Annotated in this window: 16 protein-coding genes; 3 read left to right on the forward strand and 13 right to left on the reverse strand. The window is 63.1% G+C overall.

All coding sequences use genetic code 11. The features are described from left to right. Positions 1–20: 20 nt before the first annotated feature. The 9 genes from QWZ03_RS03430 to QWZ03_RS03470 all read right to left on the reverse strand — a co-directional run bounded on the left by QWZ03_RS03430 (position 21) and on the right by QWZ03_RS03470 (position 8,963). Positions 21–2,468 (reverse strand): PEP-utilizing enzyme, encoded by a 2,448-nt coding sequence (locus tag QWZ03_RS03430; RefSeq protein WP_290331459.1) that lies wholly within the window; start codon positions 2,466–2,468, stop codon positions 21–23. 76 nt (positions 2,469–2,544) lie between these two features. Further along, entirely contained in the window at positions 2,545–3,096 is a 552-nt protein-coding gene (locus QWZ03_RS03435; RefSeq protein WP_290331460.1) for a DUF4166 domain-containing protein, read from the reverse strand. 32 nt (positions 3,097–3,128) lie between these two features. Next, on the reverse strand, positions 3,129–4,568 hold the full coding sequence (locus QWZ03_RS03440) for a TIGR01777 family oxidoreductase (protein ID WP_290331461.1): 1,440 nt from the start codon (positions 4,566–4,568) through the stop codon (positions 3,129–3,131). A 40-nt stretch (positions 4,569–4,608) separates the two neighbouring features. Further along, the gene (locus QWZ03_RS03445) at positions 4,609–5,082 is read right to left on the reverse strand and encodes a DUF2269 family protein (protein ID WP_308447513.1); all 474 of its coding nucleotides are present in this window, start codon (positions 5,080–5,082) and stop codon (positions 4,609–4,611) included. Further along, complete coding sequence (locus QWZ03_RS03450) at positions 5,082–6,353, reverse strand: SDR family oxidoreductase (protein ID WP_290331463.1); 1,272 nt, start codon at positions 6,351–6,353, stop codon at positions 5,082–5,084. The genes QWZ03_RS03445 and QWZ03_RS03450 overlap by 1 nt, the downstream gene beginning before the upstream one ends. Before the next feature lie 63 nt (positions 6,354–6,416). Then, entirely contained in the window at positions 6,417–6,809 is a 393-nt protein-coding gene (locus QWZ03_RS03455; RefSeq protein ID WP_290331464.1) for a thiol-disulfide oxidoreductase DCC family protein, read from the reverse strand. Between the two features lie 16 nt (positions 6,810–6,825). Next, positions 6,826–7,371: a GbsR/MarR family transcriptional regulator gene (locus QWZ03_RS03460; RefSeq protein ID WP_290331465.1), complete on the reverse strand. Its 546-nt coding sequence runs from the start codon at positions 7,369–7,371 to the stop codon at positions 6,826–6,828. A gap of 176 nt (positions 7,372–7,547) precedes the next feature. Beyond that, on the reverse strand, positions 7,548–7,907 hold the full coding sequence (locus QWZ03_RS03465; protein ID WP_290331466.1) for a DUF1801 domain-containing protein: 360 nt from the start codon (positions 7,905–7,907) through the stop codon (positions 7,548–7,550). A gap of 120 nt (positions 7,908–8,027) precedes the next feature. Continuing rightward, complete coding sequence (locus QWZ03_RS03470) at positions 8,028–8,963, reverse strand: LysR family transcriptional regulator (RefSeq protein WP_290331468.1); 936 nt, start codon at positions 8,961–8,963, stop codon at positions 8,028–8,030. 170 nt (positions 8,964–9,133) lie between these two features. Here QWZ03_RS03470 and QWZ03_RS03475 point away from each other — a divergent pair, with 170 nt between their 5' ends. Continuing rightward, positions 9,134–9,562 (forward strand): RidA family protein, encoded by a 429-nt coding sequence (locus tag QWZ03_RS03475; protein ID WP_290331469.1) that lies wholly within the window; start codon positions 9,134–9,136, stop codon positions 9,560–9,562. Positions 9,563–9,691: 129 nt separating this feature from the next. Here QWZ03_RS03475 and QWZ03_RS03480 read toward each other — a convergent pair whose 3' ends face one another. Next, the gene (locus QWZ03_RS03480; protein ID WP_290331470.1) at positions 9,692–10,300 is read right to left on the reverse strand and encodes a bactofilin family protein; all 609 of its coding nucleotides are present in this window, start codon (positions 10,298–10,300) and stop codon (positions 9,692–9,694) included. Positions 10,301–10,752: 452 nt separating this feature from the next. Here QWZ03_RS03480 and QWZ03_RS03485 point away from each other — a divergent pair, with 452 nt between their 5' ends. Then, complete coding sequence (locus QWZ03_RS03485) at positions 10,753–11,676, forward strand: AraC family transcriptional regulator (RefSeq protein WP_290331471.1); 924 nt, start codon at positions 10,753–10,755, stop codon at positions 11,674–11,676. Between the two features lie 46 nt (positions 11,677–11,722). Here QWZ03_RS03485 and QWZ03_RS03490 read toward each other — a convergent pair whose 3' ends face one another. Then, complete coding sequence (locus QWZ03_RS03490; RefSeq protein ID WP_290331472.1) at positions 11,723–12,373, reverse strand: dihydrofolate reductase family protein; 651 nt, start codon at positions 12,371–12,373, stop codon at positions 11,723–11,725. 274 nt (positions 12,374–12,647) lie between these two features. On the opposite strand from QWZ03_RS03490, the gene QWZ03_RS03495 reads away from it, so the two are divergent. Next, complete coding sequence (locus tag QWZ03_RS03495; RefSeq protein ID WP_290331473.1) at positions 12,648–14,195, forward strand: ATP-binding response regulator; 1,548 nt, start codon at positions 12,648–12,650, stop codon at positions 14,193–14,195. A 9-nt stretch (positions 14,196–14,204) separates the two neighbouring features. On the opposite strand, the gene QWZ03_RS03500 is transcribed toward QWZ03_RS03495, so the two are convergent. After that, positions 14,205–18,992 carry a response regulator gene (locus QWZ03_RS03500; protein ID WP_290331475.1) on the reverse strand — a complete coding sequence of 1,596 codons (4,788 nt, stop codon included), beginning with the start codon at positions 18,990–18,992 and terminating at the stop codon, positions 14,205–14,207. Between the two features lie 35 nt (positions 18,993–19,027). Next, a complete protein-coding gene (locus QWZ03_RS03505) occupies positions 19,028–20,191 on the reverse strand; it encodes a response regulator (RefSeq protein ID WP_290331476.1) in 1,164 nt (387 codons plus the stop codon). Positions 20,192–20,268: the final 77 nt, after the last annotated feature.

The following is a 20,268-nucleotide window of genomic DNA, read 5'->3' on the forward strand; positions in this document are numbered from 1 at the left end:
GCCGCGTTGTGGCTGTTTGCTCAATGGATAGCCGAGACCAGGCTGAGCTGGCCGTCCTGGTAACGCACGGCTTGCCCTACCCAGGCGGGATCGACCAGGGGTAGCACGGCGGCGGGCTTGCGTAGTTCGCGCAGCAGGGTGGCGCCGTGTGAGAGGCGGCCACCCATGCGGGCGATGACGGCGCGTGCTTCGCGGTAGTGGGCGTGGCGGCCGGGGTCCAGGGTGGCTTCCAGCAGGATGTCCTGCCCCAGTATGCCCTCGGCAGCACCGGGATAGATGACGAAACCCTGTGCCTGTGTGTGGTCGGCTTGGCCGTCTTGCCAGAAGGCGCCCGGCTGGGTGCGGCTGGCTGGATGTGGGGCGTACCAATAGGCGCGGTCGGCCTCGGGCATGGCGTGGTGCAGGCGGAAGAAGATGCGCATGAGGTTATCGCGGTACCACTCGCGTACCTGCAGATAGTAGCCGCGCATGCCGGGCAGGCCCAGGCGGTGGGCCAGCTTGATGGCACCGGGCCAGCGCGGGAAGGGCTGCAGGGGCAGGTCGGTGTAGGCGGGTCTTGGGGTGGCGGGGTCGGTCTCCCACGGCAGGCGGTGGGGGGCGTGTCCCAGCGTGGCGTAGGCCGTGGCTGGCCGGCCCAGCAAGCTGCCGCCGCTGCCGGCCAGGGCGGTGCCTATGCAGAGATTGCCTTGCACCACGAACACATAGAAGCGGCAGAACCAGTCGGCCAGTTGCTGGCCGTTGGCTGCCTGGGCCCGTAGCTGATCCAGCTCGGCATCAAAGCGCTGCAGGCCGGCGGCGAGACCGGGCAGGGAGGCGCGGCTGCGCTGTTGCATGCGCCAGAACAAGGGCAGTTGGCGTAGCAGTCTGGCGGGTCGCAGTGGGAGCTTGGGGGCGCTGCCACCCACCTCGTCGGCGTAGCGCTGCGAGGGCAGGCCCCATTCGGCCAGCCGCGCCAGGAACAGGTCGTTGTTGATGTAGGAGGCATCGCCATAGCGGGCGGTAAAGGGCTCGGCGTCCTGCAGCACCCGACCATCCCAGCGGGCCATGATGGCGGGTATGCTGCCGGCGGCCCGGCGCTGGGCGTATTCGACCAGGCGGCTGGGCTGCGGTGGCAGGATTTCGGCGATGTTGGCGGCAGTCAGGTGGCGGCGCCAGCCGTAGTCGCTGATGGGCCGGTATTGCAGCAGCCAGAGTTGCCGGCCATCCCAGGCCCATTCCACATCGCCATGCACATAGTGGAAGGCATGCAGTACTGCCTGCAGGAACTGCCATAGTGCCTGCTGGTTGAGGCCATGTTGGGTGGGGAAGTGGCCGCTGGACCAGTCGCCACCCAGCCGTGACAGGATGGCGCGTTGGGGATTCAGTTGGCCGTCGGCCAGGCCGGCAAGATGGCCTTCCACCCATTCGACCTCGGCGGCCAGGTGGCGGACGAAGGCGATGCCCGAGAGCACGGGGGCGACAAAGCGCTGCACGACCACTTCTTCTACGCCGGCCTGGCGCAGCAGGGCGATATGCTCGGCGACGGCAGTGCTGGGGAGCTGGAGATAGGTGGTGGAGAGCCCGGCATTGGCCTGGTCGGCCTGATCCTCGGCGTGGCTGGAGGAGCGCACGGCCCAGGTGGCGTCGGGCTGGCTGGCCAGCAAGGCGGCGACGCGTGGGTCGTCGACGTGGCTGACGCTGACGGCGGTGGGTACCGGCAGGCCGGCGAGCGCGGCCAGTTGCAGCCGGCCGCCCTTGCCGTGTGCCACGAAGCCTCGCTGGCCGGATTCCAGCCAAGCGACGAATGCGGTTGGCTGGTCTATCCAGGGGTAGTGGCCCCAGCCGGGCTGGATGCTGACGTGCAGGTCTGCCCGGGCAAGGATGGCCGACCAGGCCGAGGCCTGCTCGCGGCCCAGCATGGCATCGTGCTCTCCCCAGACCAGTTCCATGCTGTCGTTGATCCATTCCAGCAGAGGCAGGGCGGTATCGGCCCTTACCATGTCCCAATAGGGCAGGAAGGCGCGGCAGCGGCGATAGCCCCTGCCCATGCGGCGGTATTGGGTGGCGGACCAGCGCTGGCGCGAAAACTTGTGGGCCAGCCAGTGCGGTTTGTAGGCCAGCAGCCAGTAAGCCAGCAGGCGCATAGGCTTGGGTGCCATCAGGGCAGGCAGGCGACGCTGCCAGAGGAAGGCGCCGACCGGGGCCAGCAGCACGGTGCGCTGGAAATGGCCGGGCCGGCGGGCCAGTGCATGCATGACCAGAAGGGCATTGACCCCGACGGCGAAGATGTGACTGCCGGGCTGGGTGGCGGCCAGCAGCGCTTCGGCATAGCTGGCGAGATCGGGCAGCGGTGGCGCCGGGTTGTCGCCAAAGCCGGGCAGCTCCAGCGGCTGGGGATGGTAGTGGCGGAAGGAGGGCAGGGCATCGTTCCACCAATCGGCGGCGCCACCGTTGCCGGCTAGCAGGTAGAGGATGGGTTTAGCACTCACGGGCATGTTCCAGATAGCGTTGCAGGGCGTGCAGCCTTCTTATGCGGCATGCAAGGGTTGAAGCATGGCTAGCATGCTAGTGGGCGCGGTGTTCGGCGAAGGGCTTGGCCTTCTCAGGTTGCAGCCAGCCGGTATAGCGTAGCAAGCAATGTGTCCCGAGGGCGATCGTGACATCGAAATGAAACCGATCGGCCACTGCCCATTCGTGGGCTTGTACCTGCAGCGACAGGAATGCTGGCAGAGTTAGGCCCAGAAAACGGGTGTCGTGGCTGCGCTGATGCAGGCCCCGGGCGTCGACCTGGTTGCGCAGCAGCAGACGCAGGGGGCCGAATGATTCGCTGAGCCCCATGGGATGTAGGCGCTGATGCGAGACCATGGCGCGGCTACCGAAGTAACGCTGCCAGGACTCGCTCTGACCCTGCACTACCAGCCGCACGGCAATGGCCAGCTGCTTGCCTTCGGCGGGTAGGCGTGCCAGCCAGAGCAGGCTGCGCAGCAGAGGACAGGGGCTCCAGCTGACATCGACCTGGCCGCGCCACCAGGGCCCTGGCTGGCTATGGAAGGCTTGCAGCAGCGGGGGGAGGTGGCGGTAGTCGGGGCCGAGGGCGGTTTGGTAGAGCGTGGGCATGGTGGGCTAGTCGCTGGCTGGGTAGGCGGGCTTCAGATCAGTGCCCGCAAGGCGCCTGCCAGAGTGGGATGGCGGAAGACATAACCGTGCGACTGCAGGCGGTGGGGTACCACGCGCTGGCCGTCGAAGAACAACTGGGCCATCTCGCCCATGATCAGGCGCAAGGGGGCGGCCGGCAGGTGCAGGAAAACCGGCCTATGCATCAGTCTGCCTATGGTCTGGGCAAAGTCGGCCTGACTGATGGCCTCGGGCGCGACCGCATTGTAGGTGCCCTGCATGGTGCCGTCGCCCAGCGCCCTGGCGATCATGCCCAGCACATCGTCGCGATGTACCCAGCTCATGATCTGGCGGCCATTGCCCATGCGGCCACCCAGCCCGAAGCGATGGGGCAGCAGCAGGGGAAGCAGAGCGCCGCCGGGGCCGAACACCAGGCCCAGCCGCAGGGTGACCAGGCGCAGGCCCTGGCGCTGCGCAGGCTGGGCGGATTCCTCCCAGCGCGCGCACAGTTCGGTCATGAAACCCTGGCCGGCGCGGCTGTCTTCGTGCAGCAGCTCGTCGGCCGGCCGCACGCCGTAGTAGCCTATGGCCGACGCCTGTATCCAAGTGGCGGGCTTGTGGGTGGCCCTGGCCAGCCACGCTTGCAGGGCCTGGGTGGTGCCCACCCGGCTGGCCAGCAATTGCGCCTTGCGCTGGGGGCTCCAGCGTGGGCCGACCACCGGTGCGCCGGCCAGGTTGATGATGGCGTCGAACTGCTCGGCGCTGTGCAACTGGTCCAGCGCAGGCACGCAGCGGGCGCGGCCGTGGAACAGATAGGCGGCATTCAGGGGATCACGCGCCAGCACGGTGACATTGTGGCCGGCTGCCAGCAGCTGCGATACCAGGGCTTCGCCGATAAAGCCGGTGCCACCGGTTACCAATACCCTCTGATGGGGCAGGCCGGCAAACGGGTTGGGGGTGGCGGCGGCCTGCCCCAGCTTGCGGGCGGCCAGCGCATCGCGCACGCCAGAGAGGGCTACGCCGGCAGCAAACAGGCTGAGCAGACAACCACGCCAGCCGGTATCGAGGCTGACCAGGGCGCTGGGCAGGCTGGCCCAGTCGGCCAATTGCCAGGCATACAGCCCGAACAGGGCGCCGCCGTTGATGGCCAGCACGGTATGCAGCACGCGTTCGGTGCTGGGAAGCTTGCGGCTGTTGTCTTCCACCACGAAATCCCACAGGGTGAGGCCGACTTCGACCAGCACCAGGGCGGCAATGGCCGCAACCCAGAGGCCATGGAACCCTACGTGGGCCAGGGCGGCGAAGACCACGCCGTAGAGCAGGGCGCGGACGGCATGCAGGGTCAGCTCCTTGCGGGCGCCGGGGCGCTGCGGCAAGCCGACGGTCAGTTCGTGGTGGTACACGGTATCGAAGGCGCCCATCAGGCCCTGCAGTATCAGCAGGTTGAGGACCCAGTCCAATGGTGTGGCAAACATGATGTGTTTCCTATGAAGCAGTATTTGGAAAAGCGGGCCCTTACCAGGCCATGGGCTTGTGCACCATCAGCCAGTAGACAACGATCAGGGCACTGAAGGCGGGGAAGCCGAGTACGGTCCAGATTCGTTCGTAACGCCAGTAGCTGGGCGGCAGCGGGGTGTTGTCGCGTGCGGCGTGCTGGGCCATGTCGCGCATGCGGAGCTGCAGCCACACCACGGGCACCCAGCAGGCGCCGGCCAGGGCGTAGAGGGCGATGGAGGCGACGATCCAGAACGAATCCATGGGGAAGCCGGCCAGGTGGATCATCCACATTCCGGAGAGCGGCTGGATGATGACGGCGGGGGTGGTGAACCACCAGTCGGCGCGGGCAACCCAGCGGGTGACCACGGCGATGGCCTGGACATTGCCGCTGCGGTTGGCAAAGAACATATAGAAGGCTGTGCCAAAGCCGGTGCCGAACATAAAGGTGGCTGAGAGTATGTGCAGCCACTTGAGGGTGAGGTAGTCCATGATCAGCTCGCTTTGCGGGTGGCGGGAGTAAGGGCGGTCAGCAAGCCCAGCAGGGCCAGGATGGGCAGGTTCTTGCTGATGGGGCCGAAGGGGTGCAGCCACCATTGCGGCAGGAGCAGGCTGATAAAGAGGGTGTAGCCCAGGATCAGCGCGATCTGTGCCTGCCATAGGCGGCGATGGGGATGGCCGAGGGTGAGTAGGCCCAGTATCAGATCCAGCCCTGCGCCGCCCCAGAGCGCTGCCGGGTGCCAGGCGGCGGGCAGGCCGGCATCGGCCAGTAGTTGCAGCCCCAGCGGCGCTTGCTGGATGGAGACGATTGCTGTCAGCAGCCAGACGAACGCCAAGGCCAGGCGTAGCCAGGGCTGCCAAGCGGCGATGACGGCTGCGCTGCGCAGGGCGGGATGGCTGTAGGCCGGTGGTGGGTGCATGGGGCGGCCCAGAAACTGGTGGATGGGGCCGGCATCAGCACAACTGCCGGCTCGCAGCATGCTGAGGCTGGCTGGGTTGAGCAGGCTGCCTGGGCACAGGGCGGCCAAGTGGCTGATGCCGCTTACCCAAGGGGCCGGGAGGGCAATGACGGGGGCGCGCGCCATGCCCATGCCGCCACGCAGGGCCTGCAGGTAATCATGCCAGGGCAAGGCCTGCGGGCCGACCGCTGCCAGGGTGATGCGGCTCAGGGTGGGGCGGTGGATAAGCTGGAGCAAGGTATCCACCAGATCTGCCAGATGGATGGGCTGTACCGGGCCGGCATCGGCTGGCACCAGCAGGCAGGGCTGGGCCGCCATCTGGCGGAACAGGGTGCTGCTGCTGCCCTGGTCGGCGTATACCAGCGAGGGCTGCACGATGGCCCAGTCCAGCGGTGCGGTACGCAGCACGGCATCGGCCGCAGCCTTGCTGCGCCAGTAGGCGGTGGTGGCCTGCGGGTGGGCACCCAGGGCGGAGAGCTGGATGACACGTTCTACCCCGGCCACGATGGCGGCGTTGAACAGGGCGATGGGGGCCTGGGTGTGGAGGTGGGCGAAAGTCTGGCTACCGGTCTCGGCAAAGATGCCCACAGTGTTGATGACCAGGTCGATGCCGTCCAGCAGCGGTAGCCAGTCGTCTTCATTCAGAAGTGTGGCCATATCGGCGGCATGCCAGTGCAGTTGGCCGACTGCTGCCGTGTTGGCAGGGGGGCGACGGCACAGGGCGTGTACCGTGTGGCCCTGTGCCAGGAGCCGGGGGAGCAAGGCACTGCCAACTAGGCCGCTGGCGCCGGTAAGCAGGATGTCCATGATGGCTCCGGGAGTTTTCGTTGCGGAAATTTCTGTAAAGACAGAAATAGATTGCCAAATTTTTTAGCGATAGCGAGTGGCGCAGACGCCATCGGTGCAGGTGAAGCCCATTATTTCGCTGGCACGGTAGCGGTTGCGGGCAAACCAGCGGTACAGGCTGCGCCACAGGGGCTTGGTGACGCCTATGGTCAGCGGCCATACCAGCCAGGCCCGGCCTACAGCAGTATAGGCAGCGGCGATGCAGTCGATGCCGACCAGCATCCTGCCTTGGTCATCGAGGCCATGCAGTTCGGCATCCAGGGCTGCCAGGGTGACGCCGTAGCGGGCGGCGTCGAAGCCTTCGGCGTGCATATCGCTGAAAGCCAGGCGGCCGTGCCTATCCAGTCGGGCCAGGCGGCGCATTTCGGCGGCACAGAGGGGGCAGCGGCTATCGTAGAACAGGGTGAGGGTAGTCATGGTGCTTACTCGCTTGTCAGGGTAGGTCGTTGCTGTCATCGGTGCTCAGGAAGCGGGCCATCTTGCCGCCCATCTTCAAAAAGCGCTTGAGCGTGGGTGGCGGCAGGCCTTTGAAGTCTTCGTAGGCGCGCATCAGGTCTTCCATAAAGCTCAGTACCTCATCCATGCGGGCGCGGGTGATGGCATCGAGTTCCCGGTCGCCATCGGCTTCCAGCGCGCACTCGCGCAGTACCGTCAGGGTCGGGTCCAGCTCGCGCTTCTTGCGCTCTTCCATCACCACCCTGAAGATTTCCCAGACATCCTGATGGGCCACGAAGTGATCTCGGCGGTCGCCCAGATTGTGGGTCACCCGGGTCAGGCCCCAGCTCTGCAGCTCCTTGAGGCTGGTGCTGACATTGGAGCGGGCGACGCCTAGGGTCTCGCTGATTTCCTCGGCATGCAGCGGATGTGGGCTGAGGAAGAGCAGGGCGTGGATCTGGGCGACGGTGCGGTTGACACCCCAGCGGGTGCCCATTTCGCCCCAGTGGAGGATGTATTTCTGTGCGGTGGGGCTGAGCTTCATGATGTTTTCAGTAATTTCTGTCGTTACAGAAATTAAATACGAAACAGGCAGCCGGGTCAAGCTGGATTGATGGGCGGGGAGGAGGCTGGAGGGGGCCGGTGCGGCAGCCGCAGGGTGGCCAGGCGGTCTGCGCCGCTAGCCCGTTCGCTGCGCCGGGCCTATTGCGGCGGCCCTATTCAAGCTGGGGCTGCAGCCTGGTATGCCAGCCCCAGATAGGTATGTACCTGCTTGGCCTGGATATCCTGGATGGCAGAGAGCTTGATATGGCGGCGCAGCTTGCCCTCACCTTCCAGCACCTGGTGCGGATCGGGCAGTGCTGCGCCGTCGCCAAACTCCAGCGAGACATGCTTGGCGTAAGAGAAAACACCACAGAATGGCTTTCCCGCGGAGAACAGCAGGCCGCCGTATTTCACTTCCTCGGTTACGCCGACGCCCAGGCTCAGCACTGCCTCGCGCAGGGTTTGTACCAGGGTGTAGCGCGCTTCATCGAGGGCGCGGATGTCGTCCAGCAGCTTTGCAACGCGATCAGTGCTCATATAGGACCTTGGTGTGGGGGTGCTTGGTTTAGCTGGCCGCAATCTACGCCATCAACGGGCCCATGAAAATAGCGAGGAAATATCCTGGCCTGATGCTGCAGGGGGTGTAAGCCGGATTTTCTAGCGGCGCTGAGTGTTTTGCGGAGCAACGCTCGGCGCATGATGGGCCATCAGCTCCGTCAGCCAATCTATCCATACCCTAAGCCGTGCGCTGACATGGCGGTTAGGTGAGTACATCAGGTGCATGGGCATGGGTGCGGAGCACCAGGCCTCGAACAGCGGGGTCAGGCGCCCCTGTACCACATGTGTTTCGGCCATATAGTGCGGCAGCCACAGGACGCCCATGCCTGCCAGGCCCGCGGCCAGATAGGCGTTGCCGTCATCAAGGGCGACGGTGTAACGGCCCCGCACCTCGATGCGCTCGTCTGCTCGCCACAGTGTGACGGGGGCCACCTTGCCGTTGCTGGCACGCAGAAAACCCACGACACGGTGGTGCGTGTCTTCCAGCTCTGCTGGGTGCAATGGCGTGCCCGAGCGCGCCAGATAGCCTGGTGCTGCGTAGGCGCCAAACTGTAATTCCCCTATGCGGCGGGCAATCAAGGCGGAGTCTGGCAGTTCGCCGCCACGCAGCACGCAGTCCACATTGTCGGCTATGACATCCACCATCCTGTCGCTGACACCCAGATCCAGCTGGATATCAGGATAGCGGGCGTGGAAGTCCGGCAGGGCCGGCACCAGTATCATCAGGGCGAAAGGGCTGGGTACGTCCACCCGCAAACGTCCTTTGGGCGAGGTGACAGCGCTCGATAGGCTGGCATCAGCCTCTTCCAGATCGGCGAGTAGCCGCACCACATGCTGGTAGTAGGTGGCCCCCTCGCTGGTCAGTTGAACCTTGCGTGTAGTGCGATGTAGCAGTTTGACACGCAGGCGTGCTTCCAGCTGCTGGATCAACTGAGTCACCGTGGTCTTGCTGATATGTAGCGTCTGCGCCGCCTTGGTGAAGCTCCCTGCCTCCACCACGCGGGTGTATGCCTGCAGTGCGTCGAATCGGTCCATGGTCACCCCTGATGCGCAACTAATTGTTTGCTTAGTGCAAACAGTCATTGTGCGTCTTTGGTGTTTATTCGCCTAGGGCGAATTCCTAGAATCGCCTTATCTGCTCGATCAGCGATGCCGGTCCTCTCGCCCGGTGCTATCTGACTCGACCCAGCACCAGGAGGTGATCCATGTCTGCACGTGATGTTGTCTTCCCTGCCCAGCGCCAAGCGCTGTATGAACAGAACCGCTACTCGCCAGCGGTTCGTTCCAACGGTTTTTTGTTTGTGTCGGGGCAGGTCGGCAGCCGGCCTGATGGTAATCCTGAGCCTGAACTGGCAGCCCAGGTCAGGCTTGCGTTCGACAATCTGGATGCCATCCTGGCGGCTGCGGGTTGCAGTTTCGAGGATGTGGTCGATGTGACGGTCTTTATCGTCGATCCTGCCCAGAACTTTGAGCCCATCTGGCAGGTGTTCTCGGAATGCTGGGGTGGGGCGCCGCATCCGACGCTGACTGGTGTAGGGGTGACCTGGCTGTACGGCTACCAGTTTGAGATCAAGGTGATAGCCAGGCTGCCTGAGTCGGCCTCCGTCCAGAGGGGCGGGGGCTGGCCCGAATGATGTCCATTAGGCGTCTGAAAAGGTATCTGGCTGCGGGGGAGCGCATCACCTGTCGCTGGCATGGCTACCCGATGGTAGGCCGACCTAGCAGCGCCCGGGGCAGGCCGGGCGCTGCACCGGGTGTGCTTGCTAGCCTAGCGTGCCGTTCAGGGGCTTGCTGTTGGCGGCCTCAACCTGTACCGGGCGTGCTTCTGTGCGCTGCAGCCCTTCGGGCCGGGTGGCCTGGGCATTGAGCGAGCGGACATCGCCTGATAGCTCGCCGCCTTCCTCTACCAGCATCTTGCCGTAGCGTATGGTGCCGTTGACCCGGCCGGTGGCGTGGACCACCAGTTGCTGGCGCACGGTCAGCTCGCCATCAAAGTGGCCGTGTATCTCGGCGATGTCGATGCTGACCTTGCCGGAGAAGGCGCCTTTTTCGGCGATGCGCAGCACCCGGCTGTCCATGGTGGCCTCGACTCGGCCCTCTACCACCAGGGTGTCGCAATCGAGAATCTCGGCGCCCTTGAGTTTGACATTGGGGCCGACGCTGAGCTGGCTGGGGCTGTCGCAATCGGTTTTGACGGCCGGCGTTGTTGCAATGGGTTCGGGCGCTGGCTTGGGCGGGGTGCTACCCAGTTCCAGGCCGGAATAGGCGCTGCCTACGCTGCGCTGGCTGGGGGTGGAGGGGCTGCTGGTGCGGTTGTCGCTCTCCTGACCATTGGCGTTGTGACGGGCGAGGGGACTGGTCTTGTTGAACATGGCGTTCCTTGGTGATGGGAGCAGGAATGCACCGAGGCTCGGGCTCCGCGGCGCCAGTGTTGCACCCCGCAGAACGGGGTGAGCTCCTGAGCCATACAAAAGCCGTGCCACCAGGCACTATGCCTGTCGTATCAGTGAGATGGCCGTACAGGTGCGGCGATGAGGCGCACTTGGGCCAGGGATTTGTCGGGTAGAGGCGACGCCTTGGCGGGGCGTGGTCGATAAGTTCATGAAAAAACAGCGTAAAGCATTGTCGTGTGGTGGCGACATGACGATGCTGGGCTGTGGCCAGGGACGGCCTTTTTGAGGTGCCGATGATCGAACCGGGTGTTGCCGATCCTGGCGAGGTTTGGTGTGTGGCGCCTGGCGCTGGCATGATGCGGGCCTGACCGAGGCAGGAGGGCAGGTAGGGCATGACATGGCGTGAAAGCCGGCGCGAATACGGCAGGCGCATGAATAGCGTCTTGGACTATATCGATCGTCATCTGGGGGAACCGCTGGATCTTGAGACAGTGGCCGTGGTGGCGCACTTTTCTCCCTATCATTTCCACCGGCTGTTTGCGGCGTGGATGGGCGAGACGCTGGGCGACTACCTTTGGCGCCGCCGCCTGGAGCGAGGCGCCTTGCTGCTGTGCAATGGCGATCAGGCCATTCTGGCGGTAGCGCTGTCGATAGGGTTTGGGTCGCCGGAGGCATTTACCCGGGCGTTCAAGGCGCGCTTTGGCTGCACACCGACCAGTTGGCGCAAGGGGGCGGCGGAACGCGCGCAGGCCTTGCTGGACGAGATGCAGGCTCGGCGCGCGCAACAGATGCGCAAGCAGGATCAAGTGCAGCGCAAGCTCGATCAGGCTGGCCAGGGGGGAAATGGCGATGATGCGGACTCATTCAAAGCCTGGGAGGCCCAAATGCAAGTCCGCATCGTGCAACTATCTGCCTGCAAGATTGCTTATCAACGCTATATCGGCCCTTATGGCCCTGGCGTTAGCCGTTTCTGGGCGCAGACCTTTATTCCATGGCTGACGGCTGCAGGGCTGACCGGGCGATCGTGCTACGGCATAGGCCACGACGACCCCAGCGTCACTGCGCCGGACAAATGCCGCTACGACGCGGCTGTTGTGGTGCCGGACGGCTATGTGGCCAGCGGCAGCGCCGTGCTGTCCAGTCTGCCTGGTGGCTGCTATGCCGTGGCCAGGGTCGAGGGCACCGGGGCCGATATCGGCGATGCTTGGCTGACCTTGCTGCGTGACTGGCTGCCATCCAGCGGCATGCAGTGCGACAACAGACCCTGTTTCGAGCACTATCCGGCCGATGCCCAATACGACCCGGAGACGCAGGTGTTCAACTGCGAGCTGTGTTTGCCGGTACGGCCGGCTTAGTCCGAACGGCGGGCGCTGCCGTCGACGGTGCCGGCAGCAAGCATACTCAGGCCCGGCGCCGCAGGACGACATGCGTGGCCTTCTCTGACGGGACGAACTCAACGCATTCGTATCCTCGGGCCCGCAAGTCCAACCCTGCGAACAGCGCGGCGCCCTCGCCTAGCAGGATAGGCGAGATGGCAATGTGCAACTCATCTATCAGGCCCTCGCGAAGGTATTGCTGGATGGTGTCGGCCCCGCCGCCGATGCGCACGTCCTTGCCGGCTGCGGCTACACGAGCCTGGGCTAGCGCTTCGTGTATGCCGCCTGTGATGAAGTGGAAGGTCGTGCCGCCTTCCATCTCGATGGGGGCGCGAGCATGGTGGGTCAAGATGAATACCGGGACGTGATACGGCGGACTATCTCCCCACCAGCCTTGCCAGCTGGTGTCTGGCCAAGCGCCCCGGATGGGGCCGAACATATTCCGCCCAAGTATCCAGGCACCGACATTCTGGAAGCCTCGGGCGGCGAAATCATCGTCCACCCCGGTCGTACCGCCGTCCTTGCCGAACAGGGCACACTGTATGGTGCGGGTGGGGAATAGCCACTGGTGCAGCTCTGCCCCACCCACGCCGAGCGGGTTGTTGATGTCTTGATCGGGCCCCGCGCCGTATCCGTCGAGTGAGATGGTGAAGCTCTCAACGCGAACTCGTGTCATGTTTTGCCTCCATTTTGTGCCACTAACAAAATACTTCCGGCGTCGTTGTGCGGGTTTGCCATACCCATAAAAATTGCTGGTGCGCGCACCCAGCCAGAACTTTAGGATAAAGCTTTGCTGCTGCTGCACAGTTCGCTAAGAAGCCGCAATTCAGTATGGGCTGATGCAGGCACCAAAGTGCCATCGGGTCTGAAGGTGGGGGAGGCCATGGGTCGTAATCCTGCGCAACTTGGCCTTAAATGAGCAAGGTGATCAGCTGACAGAGGCCGCCTGCATGTACGAGCGATTGAAGGTACTGGTTGTCGATGACCAGGAAACGATGCGCAAGGTGACGGCTGCGCAGTTGGCATCGATTGGCATTGAGCATGCCGAACTCGCCCGCGATGGAATCGAGGCGCTCAGGTTCCTTCAAGCCAAACGCTTCGATGTCGTGGTGTCCGACTGGAATATGCCTGGCATGTCCGGCATCGATCTACTTCGGGCGATGCGCCACGATGCCAAACTGGCGAGTATCCCCTTCGTACTGATTACCGCAGAAGCAGCGCGTAGCCGTATCGAGGAAGCGGTCGCGCTGGGCATCAGCGACCTATTGGTTAAGCCGTACACGGCGAACCGGCTGCTACAGGGTATCAAGCGAGCGCTTCGGGTTCGCGCGCGCCATGAGGCCGGCGCATCGGCAGCAGGGCAGATACCAGCGGGCCGCATCCTGCCTGCTACGACAGCACCAGAGCAAGCCACTGTGCTGCTGGTCGACGACACACCGGACAATCTGCACCTGCTCGCAGAGATATTCAAAGGGGCCTATCGTGTCCGTGCTGCCCATCACGGCCAGAAGGCGCTGGATATCTGCTGCTCGGACAACCCTCCCGACCTGGTGTTGCTGGATGTGATGATGCCGGGCATAGATGGCTTCGAGGTGGCGCGACGGATGCGTGAGCATCCGAATGCGGAGGGCATACCCATCATCTTTGTCACTGCGCTGACCGATGAAAGTTCGAAGCTGAAGGGTATGGAGCTAGGCGCCGTCGATTTCATCAGCAAGCCGCTCGATCCCATACAGCTCAAGTTGCGTGTGGACAATTTCATGCGTTATGTCGAGCTGCGCAAGCAGTTGCAGGCGGACTACGACAACCTTCTGGAAACGGCCCGCCTGCGCGATGACATGGATGCGATGATGCGTCACGACATCAAGGGGCCGTTGGCGGGGGCGATGGCGACGCTGCAATTGCTGCTGGACGATTCCGACACCACGCGCCGGCAATCGGAACAACTGAGACTGGCCGAGCATGCGATGCTGCAGGTGATGGACATGATCAACCTGTCCACCGAGTTGCTCAAGATTGAAACCGGTCGCTTCTCGCTCCAGGCCCAGCCGTTGCCCATAGGGGATATGCTGCGCCGGGTGGTCGAGATGGTGCGGACGACTTTCGCCTCCAAGCAGCTGGTTGTCGCAGTCGATGCGGATGCTGACGTGGGCAGCGAGGCGCCACAGGTGGCAGGGGATGCCATGTTGACCTACTCCTTGCTACACAACCTGCTCAAGAATGCCTGCGAGGCTGCTCCTATCGGTAGCCGTGTCACCGCCTCATTGATCGCCGGGAGTCCAGTGAGCATTTCCATCCGCAACCGGGGCGCGGTGCCAGCAGAAATTCGGGAACGCTTGTTCCAGAAGCATGTTACCTACGGCAAGCCGAATGGGTCTGGCTTGGGCACCTATTCTGCCAAGCTGCTGGCCAACGCCCAGGGTGGGGATGTGACTTTCGCGGTGTCGGACGAGGATGACACCAGCACTTTCGTGGTCCTGTTGCCTGAAAGCCCCTGAAGTCCGGCCTTATCCGGCAAAGGGGATCGCGTTGAGTAGTTCGAGCGCCTCGTCGAAATCAAACATCTCGACCTTGCCGATCACTGCGCGTAGTTGGGCGCCTGCCGGGCTTTTTGCCACCAGGGCCTCCAGCTCACTCAGCAGGTCGAGCGCGCTGGTATCGCTGTCGGCCAACAGTTGCTTGAGTTTCTCCACGCGTTGATGGACCTGGTCTGGCGGCGCGGTCGTGACAGTCGTTGTCGCGTCCTTGGCTTGTTCGATCTGCGATATACCCTTCAATACCGTCGCCAGGGCCTGTTCTGTTGCCGTGATGAGCGGTGCCAGCCGAGCCTGCTCCCATCCTTGCTTGCAGGCGGTTTCCAGTTCGGCCGCGGCTGCCGCAAGCGCCATGGCGCCAATATTGCCTGCGGTGCCGCGTAGTGTGTGGGCTACCCTGGCCGCTGCTGTCTGGTCGTGTGCCAGCAGGGCGTCGCGCATGGCCTGCGGGAAGCCATGCTGCGATGCCTGGAACTTGAGCAGCATGCGTTGGTAGAGCGCCGGCTTGCCCATGCTGGTGGCCAGGCCAGCCGCCTGGTCGATGCCAGGCAGCGGTGGGAGCGCAGCCGTTAGGCCTAGCTGCTGGGCGACCGGTAATGCCGCTTGCGGCGATGCAGGGCGTATCCACTTTGCCATGGTGGCAAACATTGTTGCCACATGCAGCGGCTTGGGGATGTGGTCGTTCATACCACTGGTGATGGCAAGCTCCCTATCCCCTGCCATGGCATTGGCGGTCATGGCGATGATGGGCAGCTGTGCGAACCGGGGTTGAGCGCGGATGGCGCGGGTGGCGGTGTAGCCGTCCATGATGGGCATCTGGCAGTCCATCAGTACGCCGTCGTAAGCGTCGTCCTTGGCGAGGAGGGCAAGCGCTTCCTGGCCGTTGTTGGCAATGGCGTATCCGATCCCGGCCTGGGTTAGCAGCTCGCTCGCCAACTCCTGGTTCATATCATTGTCTTCAACCAGCAGGACTCGGGCGCCGGCCAGTCTGGCCATGTCGGTGGTGCTCTGGTCATCGCGCTCTGCTGAACGGGTCTCGACCATCTGGCCTTTCCCCAATGCCTCGCCTATGGCCTCAAGCAGGGTGGACGGCGTCACCGGCTTGGTCAGTACCGAAGATAGTTGCACCTGTTTGCGGGTCGCTTCCTCCTGTGCTTCGTCCCTGCCGAAGGCGGTCACCATGATGACGGAGGGCACCTTGCCGACGGTGTTGGCATGCATCTGCAGCACGGTTTCCAGACCATCCATGCCGGGCATCTTCCAGTCCATCAGTACAAGGTCGTAGCACAGATCCTTGCGCTCGGCTTCTGCCAACTGGTGCAAGGCGGCGGCTCCTCCGCTGGCTACATCGACTTCCAGCCCAAAGCTGCGGGCCATGGTCGAGAGAATCTCGCGTGCGCTGGTATTGTCATCCACCACCAGGATGCGTAGGCCTAACAATTCCTCTGCCTTGAACATGCGTCGCGGTGCGATGGTGTGCTGAAGGCCGAACCGTGCGATGAAGTGGAAGGTTGAGCCCTTGCCGGGTTCGCTTTCTGCCCAGATGCGCCCATCCATCAATTCGACCAGGCGTTTGGATATGGCCAGGCCCAGGCCCGTGCCACCGTACTTGCGCGTGGTTGAGCTGTCGGCCTGGCTGAATGACTGAAACATGCGGCCGCACTGCTCAGGTGTCATGCCTATGCCGGTATCGCGTACCCAGAAGTGCAGCTCTACCGAATCGGCTGTTACCGCCAATGGTTTGATGCCGACCACGATTTCGCCGTGCTCGGTAAACTTGGCCGCGTTGTTGCCGAGGTTGATCAGTATCTGTCCCAGGCGCAGCGGGTCGCCTATCAGTGCGGTCGGTATGTCTGGCGGTGTATCGAACAGCAGCTCAAGGCCTTTTTCCTCGGCTTTGAGGCCTATCATGCTGGCGAAGTTGTCCATGACGTCTTCAAGCCGGAAATCCACCCGCTCGACCGTCATCTTGCCGGCCTCTATCTTCGAGAAGTCGAGGATGTCGTTGATGATGCCCAACAGATTTTCGGCCGACCGGTTGACCTTCTCGATGTAGTTGCGCTGTTTCTTGTCGAGCTCAGTGCGCAAGGCCAGATGGCTCATGCCAATGATGGCATTCATCGGCGTACGGATTTCATGGCTCATGTTTGCCAGGAAATCGCTCTTGGCTCGCGTTGCATTTTCTGCCGCCTCCTTGGCGAGGCGTAGTTCGGTCACGTCGAAGAACCAGGCGAGTACACAGGGGCCGCCACCGTATGTAATCTGGGAGAAGGAGCCCGATACCCAGAAGGGCTGGCCATCGCGTGTCTTCATGGCCAGCGGCATGTTGATGATGTTCTCGCCCAAGGCCATCTTTTCGCTGATCAGCCTGAAATCCTCAGGGTCCTGGTAGTACACGCTCGGGGCCATGCCCACGATGTCGTCGGGCGCTTCATGCAGCATGTCCGCAAGAGCTTTGTTGGCATACACCACGGTATGCGTCGATTGGGCTGCTACCCGCACGGCGATCGGGCTGGTATCCAGCATCGTGCGTATCTGTCGTTCGCTGTTGAGGATGGCCTGCTCGGAGGCGCGCTGTTGAGTGATGTCCTGATAGGCGCCATACATGTACTGGATAGCCCCGTCCTCACCTCGCACCAGCTTGCCCGCTGCATGTACCCAGATAACCTGGCCGTCCAGCGGTCGCTTGTAGGCGTAGATGGCGTCGTAGCTGTCGTACTTGCCGTCCAGGGCGCCCTGGTAGCGTTCCAGGGTGTTCTGTGCGGCAACAGGATCGGCTTCGAGCAGGCGCTCGAACCATTCAGTCTGCAGATGGTAGCGGCCATCGGGCTTGATCGGCTCGCCCAGTATCTGGGCGGCCCTTTCTGACTGGTAGTAGTGCTCGGGGTCGCTGTAGTCTACGTGCCAATATCCGCTGCCGGTCAGTTCCAGCGCGACATCGGACAGGAAGTTGACGCGCCACATGGCTTCCTGCAAGCGCTTGCGTTCGGTGATGTCGCGGATCGAGGCACACACGCACCTCCCCCGGTCGCCCAGTGCCGGTAGCGGCGCCAGGCCGATCTCGACGGAAAACGTGCTGCCATCCTTGCGCACGCCTAGCAGGTCATTGGCGCCGCCGCCCATATTGCGCGTCTTGCCTTCGGTCATGAAGCCCTTACGCAGCTCCCCGTGGTGCGGTCTAACCGAGGCGGGCACCAGGTGCTCAACCGTCAGGCCGACCATTTCGCCTGGCTGGTAGCCGAACAGTTTATCCAGCTGCGTATTGGCAAGAATGATTCTGCCGATTTCGTCCACCACCAGCATGCCGTCGGGTGCGGATTCGACGATGCCGCGGAACCAGGCTTCGGTGTCCTTCAAGGCTGCCTGTTGCGCCTCCAGTTCGACAGCCTGTTCTTCCATGCGTGCTGCCTGGGCCTCCATCGCATCGGCTTGCAGTTGCGTTTGTTCCAGTAGCCGTTGTACGGCCAGCGAGCGATCCAGTATTTCCATGCTGATGGCGAGGCGAGGCAGCACCTGCTCAAGCAGGGATCTGGCGGTGTTGCTCGGCGAGTCGTAGCAGGCCAGCTCCATCGCGCCCGTCAGCTTGTCGCCACTCAGCAGGGGTATCACCATGATGTCACTGGGGACGATCTCCCCGAGGGTGGAGCGGATGCGCCATTCGCCATCGGCGCCTTGCTGCACCGATCTGGGCAATTTGTCCTTGGCGCACTGCCCCAGCAAGCCCATGCCGAGCGCGATTTCGCTGTCCACTGTGCGGTCGCTGCTGATGGCATAGCTGCTGGCCAGGACGAGCGTGGCGCGAGCTTCGTCCCAGCGGTAGATAAGCCCCTGCCCGACGTTGAGCAAGGGCGCCAGGTATTTGAAGAAGCGTGACGCCAGCTCGGCTGGTGAATCGGCCTGCTGCAGCGCCGCCTGGATCATGGATTCCTGGGATTTGATCCAGCGCTGGGCTTCCAGCTGGATGGACTCTGCCTGAAGCGCGGCGATGGCGCGTGCCAGGTCTCCGGTTTCGTTCTGGAAGTCTGTGTGCGGAATCGTGAGCTGGAGCTTGCCGGCGGCCAATTGCTCGACCGCATTGCGGACTCGGTTGATAGGTCGCCGGATGGACAGGCTGATGAGCCAGGCGAAGGCCAGGGCCAAGCCGAGTCCGCCCAGCAGTAGGGCGTAAGTGAGGGTGTTGTTGGTCGTGGCCGTGCCATGGAAGGCCTGTGTCGTATCGCGGACGGTGGATTCCTTCACGGCAACGATTTCATCCAGCAACTGATCTGCGCTGCGGCCGAGCTGCTTGAAGGCGACGCTCTCGACCAGCGAGACGGCCTCGTCGGGAAGGCCCTGCTTGGCGAGACCCACAGCGTCTGAGGTGGTGCGCAGCATGCGGGCAAGCAATACTTCGAACTGGGTCAATCGCTCCATGTTCTGTGACTTGAACAGGGTAGGGCGGATAAGCTGTATCGCTTGCTGGATGCGCTGGTGGGCCTCGTCCATCTCGTGCAGGGCTTCGTCGCGCTCGCCGTCCGACTCTGCTCCGACGGCGCGATGGGCTGCCAGCACCATACGGGAGAAATGGATGCGGGCCTCCTGCACCCTGGCTATGCCTATGACGCCCTCTTCATGCAACTGGTACAGGTCGCGATTGAGATCACGCTGGGTTTCCAGGCTTTGGAGGCCCAGCGCAAGCGACAGCAGCAAGAGCGAGATGAAACCGACGATCAGCTTGTGGTGGAGCGGTAGGCGCTCCAGCAACTGCAACGGTGAACGCATGGGCACTCCAAATGGCCGGCGGGTAGGTGCGAGGTTCAGGGTGTACCTGTGATGTACTGCAGGGCGACCGCCTTTTGTGCCATGTCATGGTCTGAATCGGCAAACTGCGTGGCTATGACCTGGAAGCGGTCGGCGCACGCCAGGAAGGCATCGCAGATGTCGGGGTCGAAATGGGTGCCCCTGCCCTCCCTGATGATGGCCAAGGCAGCTTCGTGCGACATGCCGTCCTTGTAGACCCGGCGGCTGATCAGGGCGTCATAGACGTCGGCCACTGCCATCAAGCGCGCCGAAATGGGGATGTCGTCACCTGCCTTGCCTTCGGGGTAGCCCGAGCCATCCCATTTTTCCTGGTGACCGTAGGCAATCTCTTTGGCCAGGCACAAGAAGTCCACATCCATGCCCAATTGCTGCTCGGCATGCGCGATGGCATCGCGGCCCAGGGTGGTGTGGGTCTTCATGATGTCGAACTCTTCGGGCGTGAAGCGGCCGGGTTTGAGCAGAATGCGGTCGGGGATGCCGATCTTGCCGATATCGTGCAGTGGCGCTGACTTGAAGATCAGCTTGATCGTCTCGTCGTCCAGGAAATGGCGGAACCGAGGGTGCTCGCGCAAGTGCTCGGCCAGCACTTTCACGTAATGCTGGGTACGACGGATATGGTTGCCTGTCTCGTTGTCGCGTGTTTCGGCCAGTGAGGCCATGGCGTGTATGGTGACGTCTTGAATGGCCGTCACTTCCTTGGTGCGCCGCAAGACCTCCTGTTCAAGGTAGTCGTTCTGATCCTTGAGGAAATCGGCTGCTGCCTTGACCTTGAGCTGGGTTTCGACGCGGGCGAGCACGATAGGTGGGCAGATCGGCTTGGTAATGTAGTCTGCGGCGCCCATCTGCAGGCCCAGCGTTTCATCGGCGGTGGAGGCCATGGCGGTGAGGAAGATGATGGGAATATCCCTGGTCCTGGGCTCGGCTTTCAGCACCTGGGCAACCTCATGCCCGGACATGTCGGGCATCATGATGTCGAGCAGGATCAGGTCGGGCAGTGGGTCGGCCTGGGCGATGCGTAAGGCCTTTTCGCCATTGTTGGCTGCCTTGATGACGTACCGGTTGTTCTCCTTCAGGAGGTTAGACATCAGCAGGAGGTTGTCCGGCGTGTCGTCGACTATGAGGATGGTCGGTTTGCGGGTGAAGTCGAGCGTGAGCTCCATGATTTCCTCCTGGGCAGGCCGCGGCATAGATTAGGTATCGTTACGCTCGCTGGGCTCGATTAACGGTAGACCATCCG

It is taken from the genome of Chitinimonas viridis, assembly GCF_030409555.1.
Lineage (GTDB): Bacteria > Pseudomonadota > Gammaproteobacteria > Burkholderiales > Chitinimonadaceae > Chitinimonas > Chitinimonas viridis.

Bases quoted from the DNA above. Each gene is read 5' to 3' on its own strand.
- QWZ03_RS03460 (WP_290331465.1), bottom strand. From the start codon at position 7,371: ATGAAGCTCAGCCCCACCGCACAGAAATACATCCTCCACTGGGGCGAA.
- QWZ03_RS03495 (WP_290331473.1), top strand. From the start codon at position 12,648: ATGTACGAGCGATTGAAGGTACTGGTTGTCGATGACCAGGAAACGATG.
- QWZ03_RS03435 (WP_290331460.1), bottom strand. From the start codon at position 3,096: ATGCCCACGCTCTACCAAACCGCCCTCGGCCCCGACTACCGCCACCTC.
- QWZ03_RS03505 (WP_290331476.1), bottom strand. From the start codon at position 20,191: ATGGAGCTCACGCTCGACTTCACCCGCAAACCGACCATCCTCATAGTC.
- QWZ03_RS03480 (WP_290331470.1), bottom strand. From the start codon at position 10,300: ATGTTCAACAAGACCAGTCCCCTCGCCCGTCACAACGCCAATGGTCAG.
- QWZ03_RS03470 (WP_290331468.1), bottom strand. From the start codon at position 8,963: ATGGACCGATTCGACGCACTGCAGGCATACACCCGCGTGGTGGAGGCA.
- QWZ03_RS03500 (WP_290331475.1), bottom strand. From the start codon at position 18,992: ATGCGTTCACCGTTGCAGTTGCTGGAGCGCCTACCGCTCCACCACAAG.
- QWZ03_RS03465 (WP_290331466.1), bottom strand. From the start codon at position 7,907: ATGAGCACTGATCGCGTTGCAAAGCTGCTGGACGACATCCGCGCCCTC.
- QWZ03_RS03455 (WP_290331464.1), bottom strand. From the start codon at position 6,809: ATGACTACCCTCACCCTGTTCTACGATAGCCGCTGCCCCCTCTGTGCC.
- QWZ03_RS03475 (WP_290331469.1), top strand. From the start codon at position 9,134: ATGTCTGCACGTGATGTTGTCTTCCCTGCCCAGCGCCAAGCGCTGTAT.
- QWZ03_RS03450 (WP_290331463.1), bottom strand. From the start codon at position 6,353: ATGGACATCCTGCTTACCGGCGCCAGCGGCCTAGTTGGCAGTGCCTTG.
- QWZ03_RS03440 (WP_290331461.1), bottom strand. From the start codon at position 4,568: ATGTTTGCCACACCATTGGACTGGGTCCTCAACCTGCTGATACTGCAG.
- QWZ03_RS03490 (WP_290331472.1), bottom strand. From the start codon at position 12,373: ATGACACGAGTTCGCGTTGAGAGCTTCACCATCTCACTCGACGGATAC.
- QWZ03_RS03485 (WP_290331471.1), top strand. From the start codon at position 10,753: ATGAATAGCGTCTTGGACTATATCGATCGTCATCTGGGGGAACCGCTG.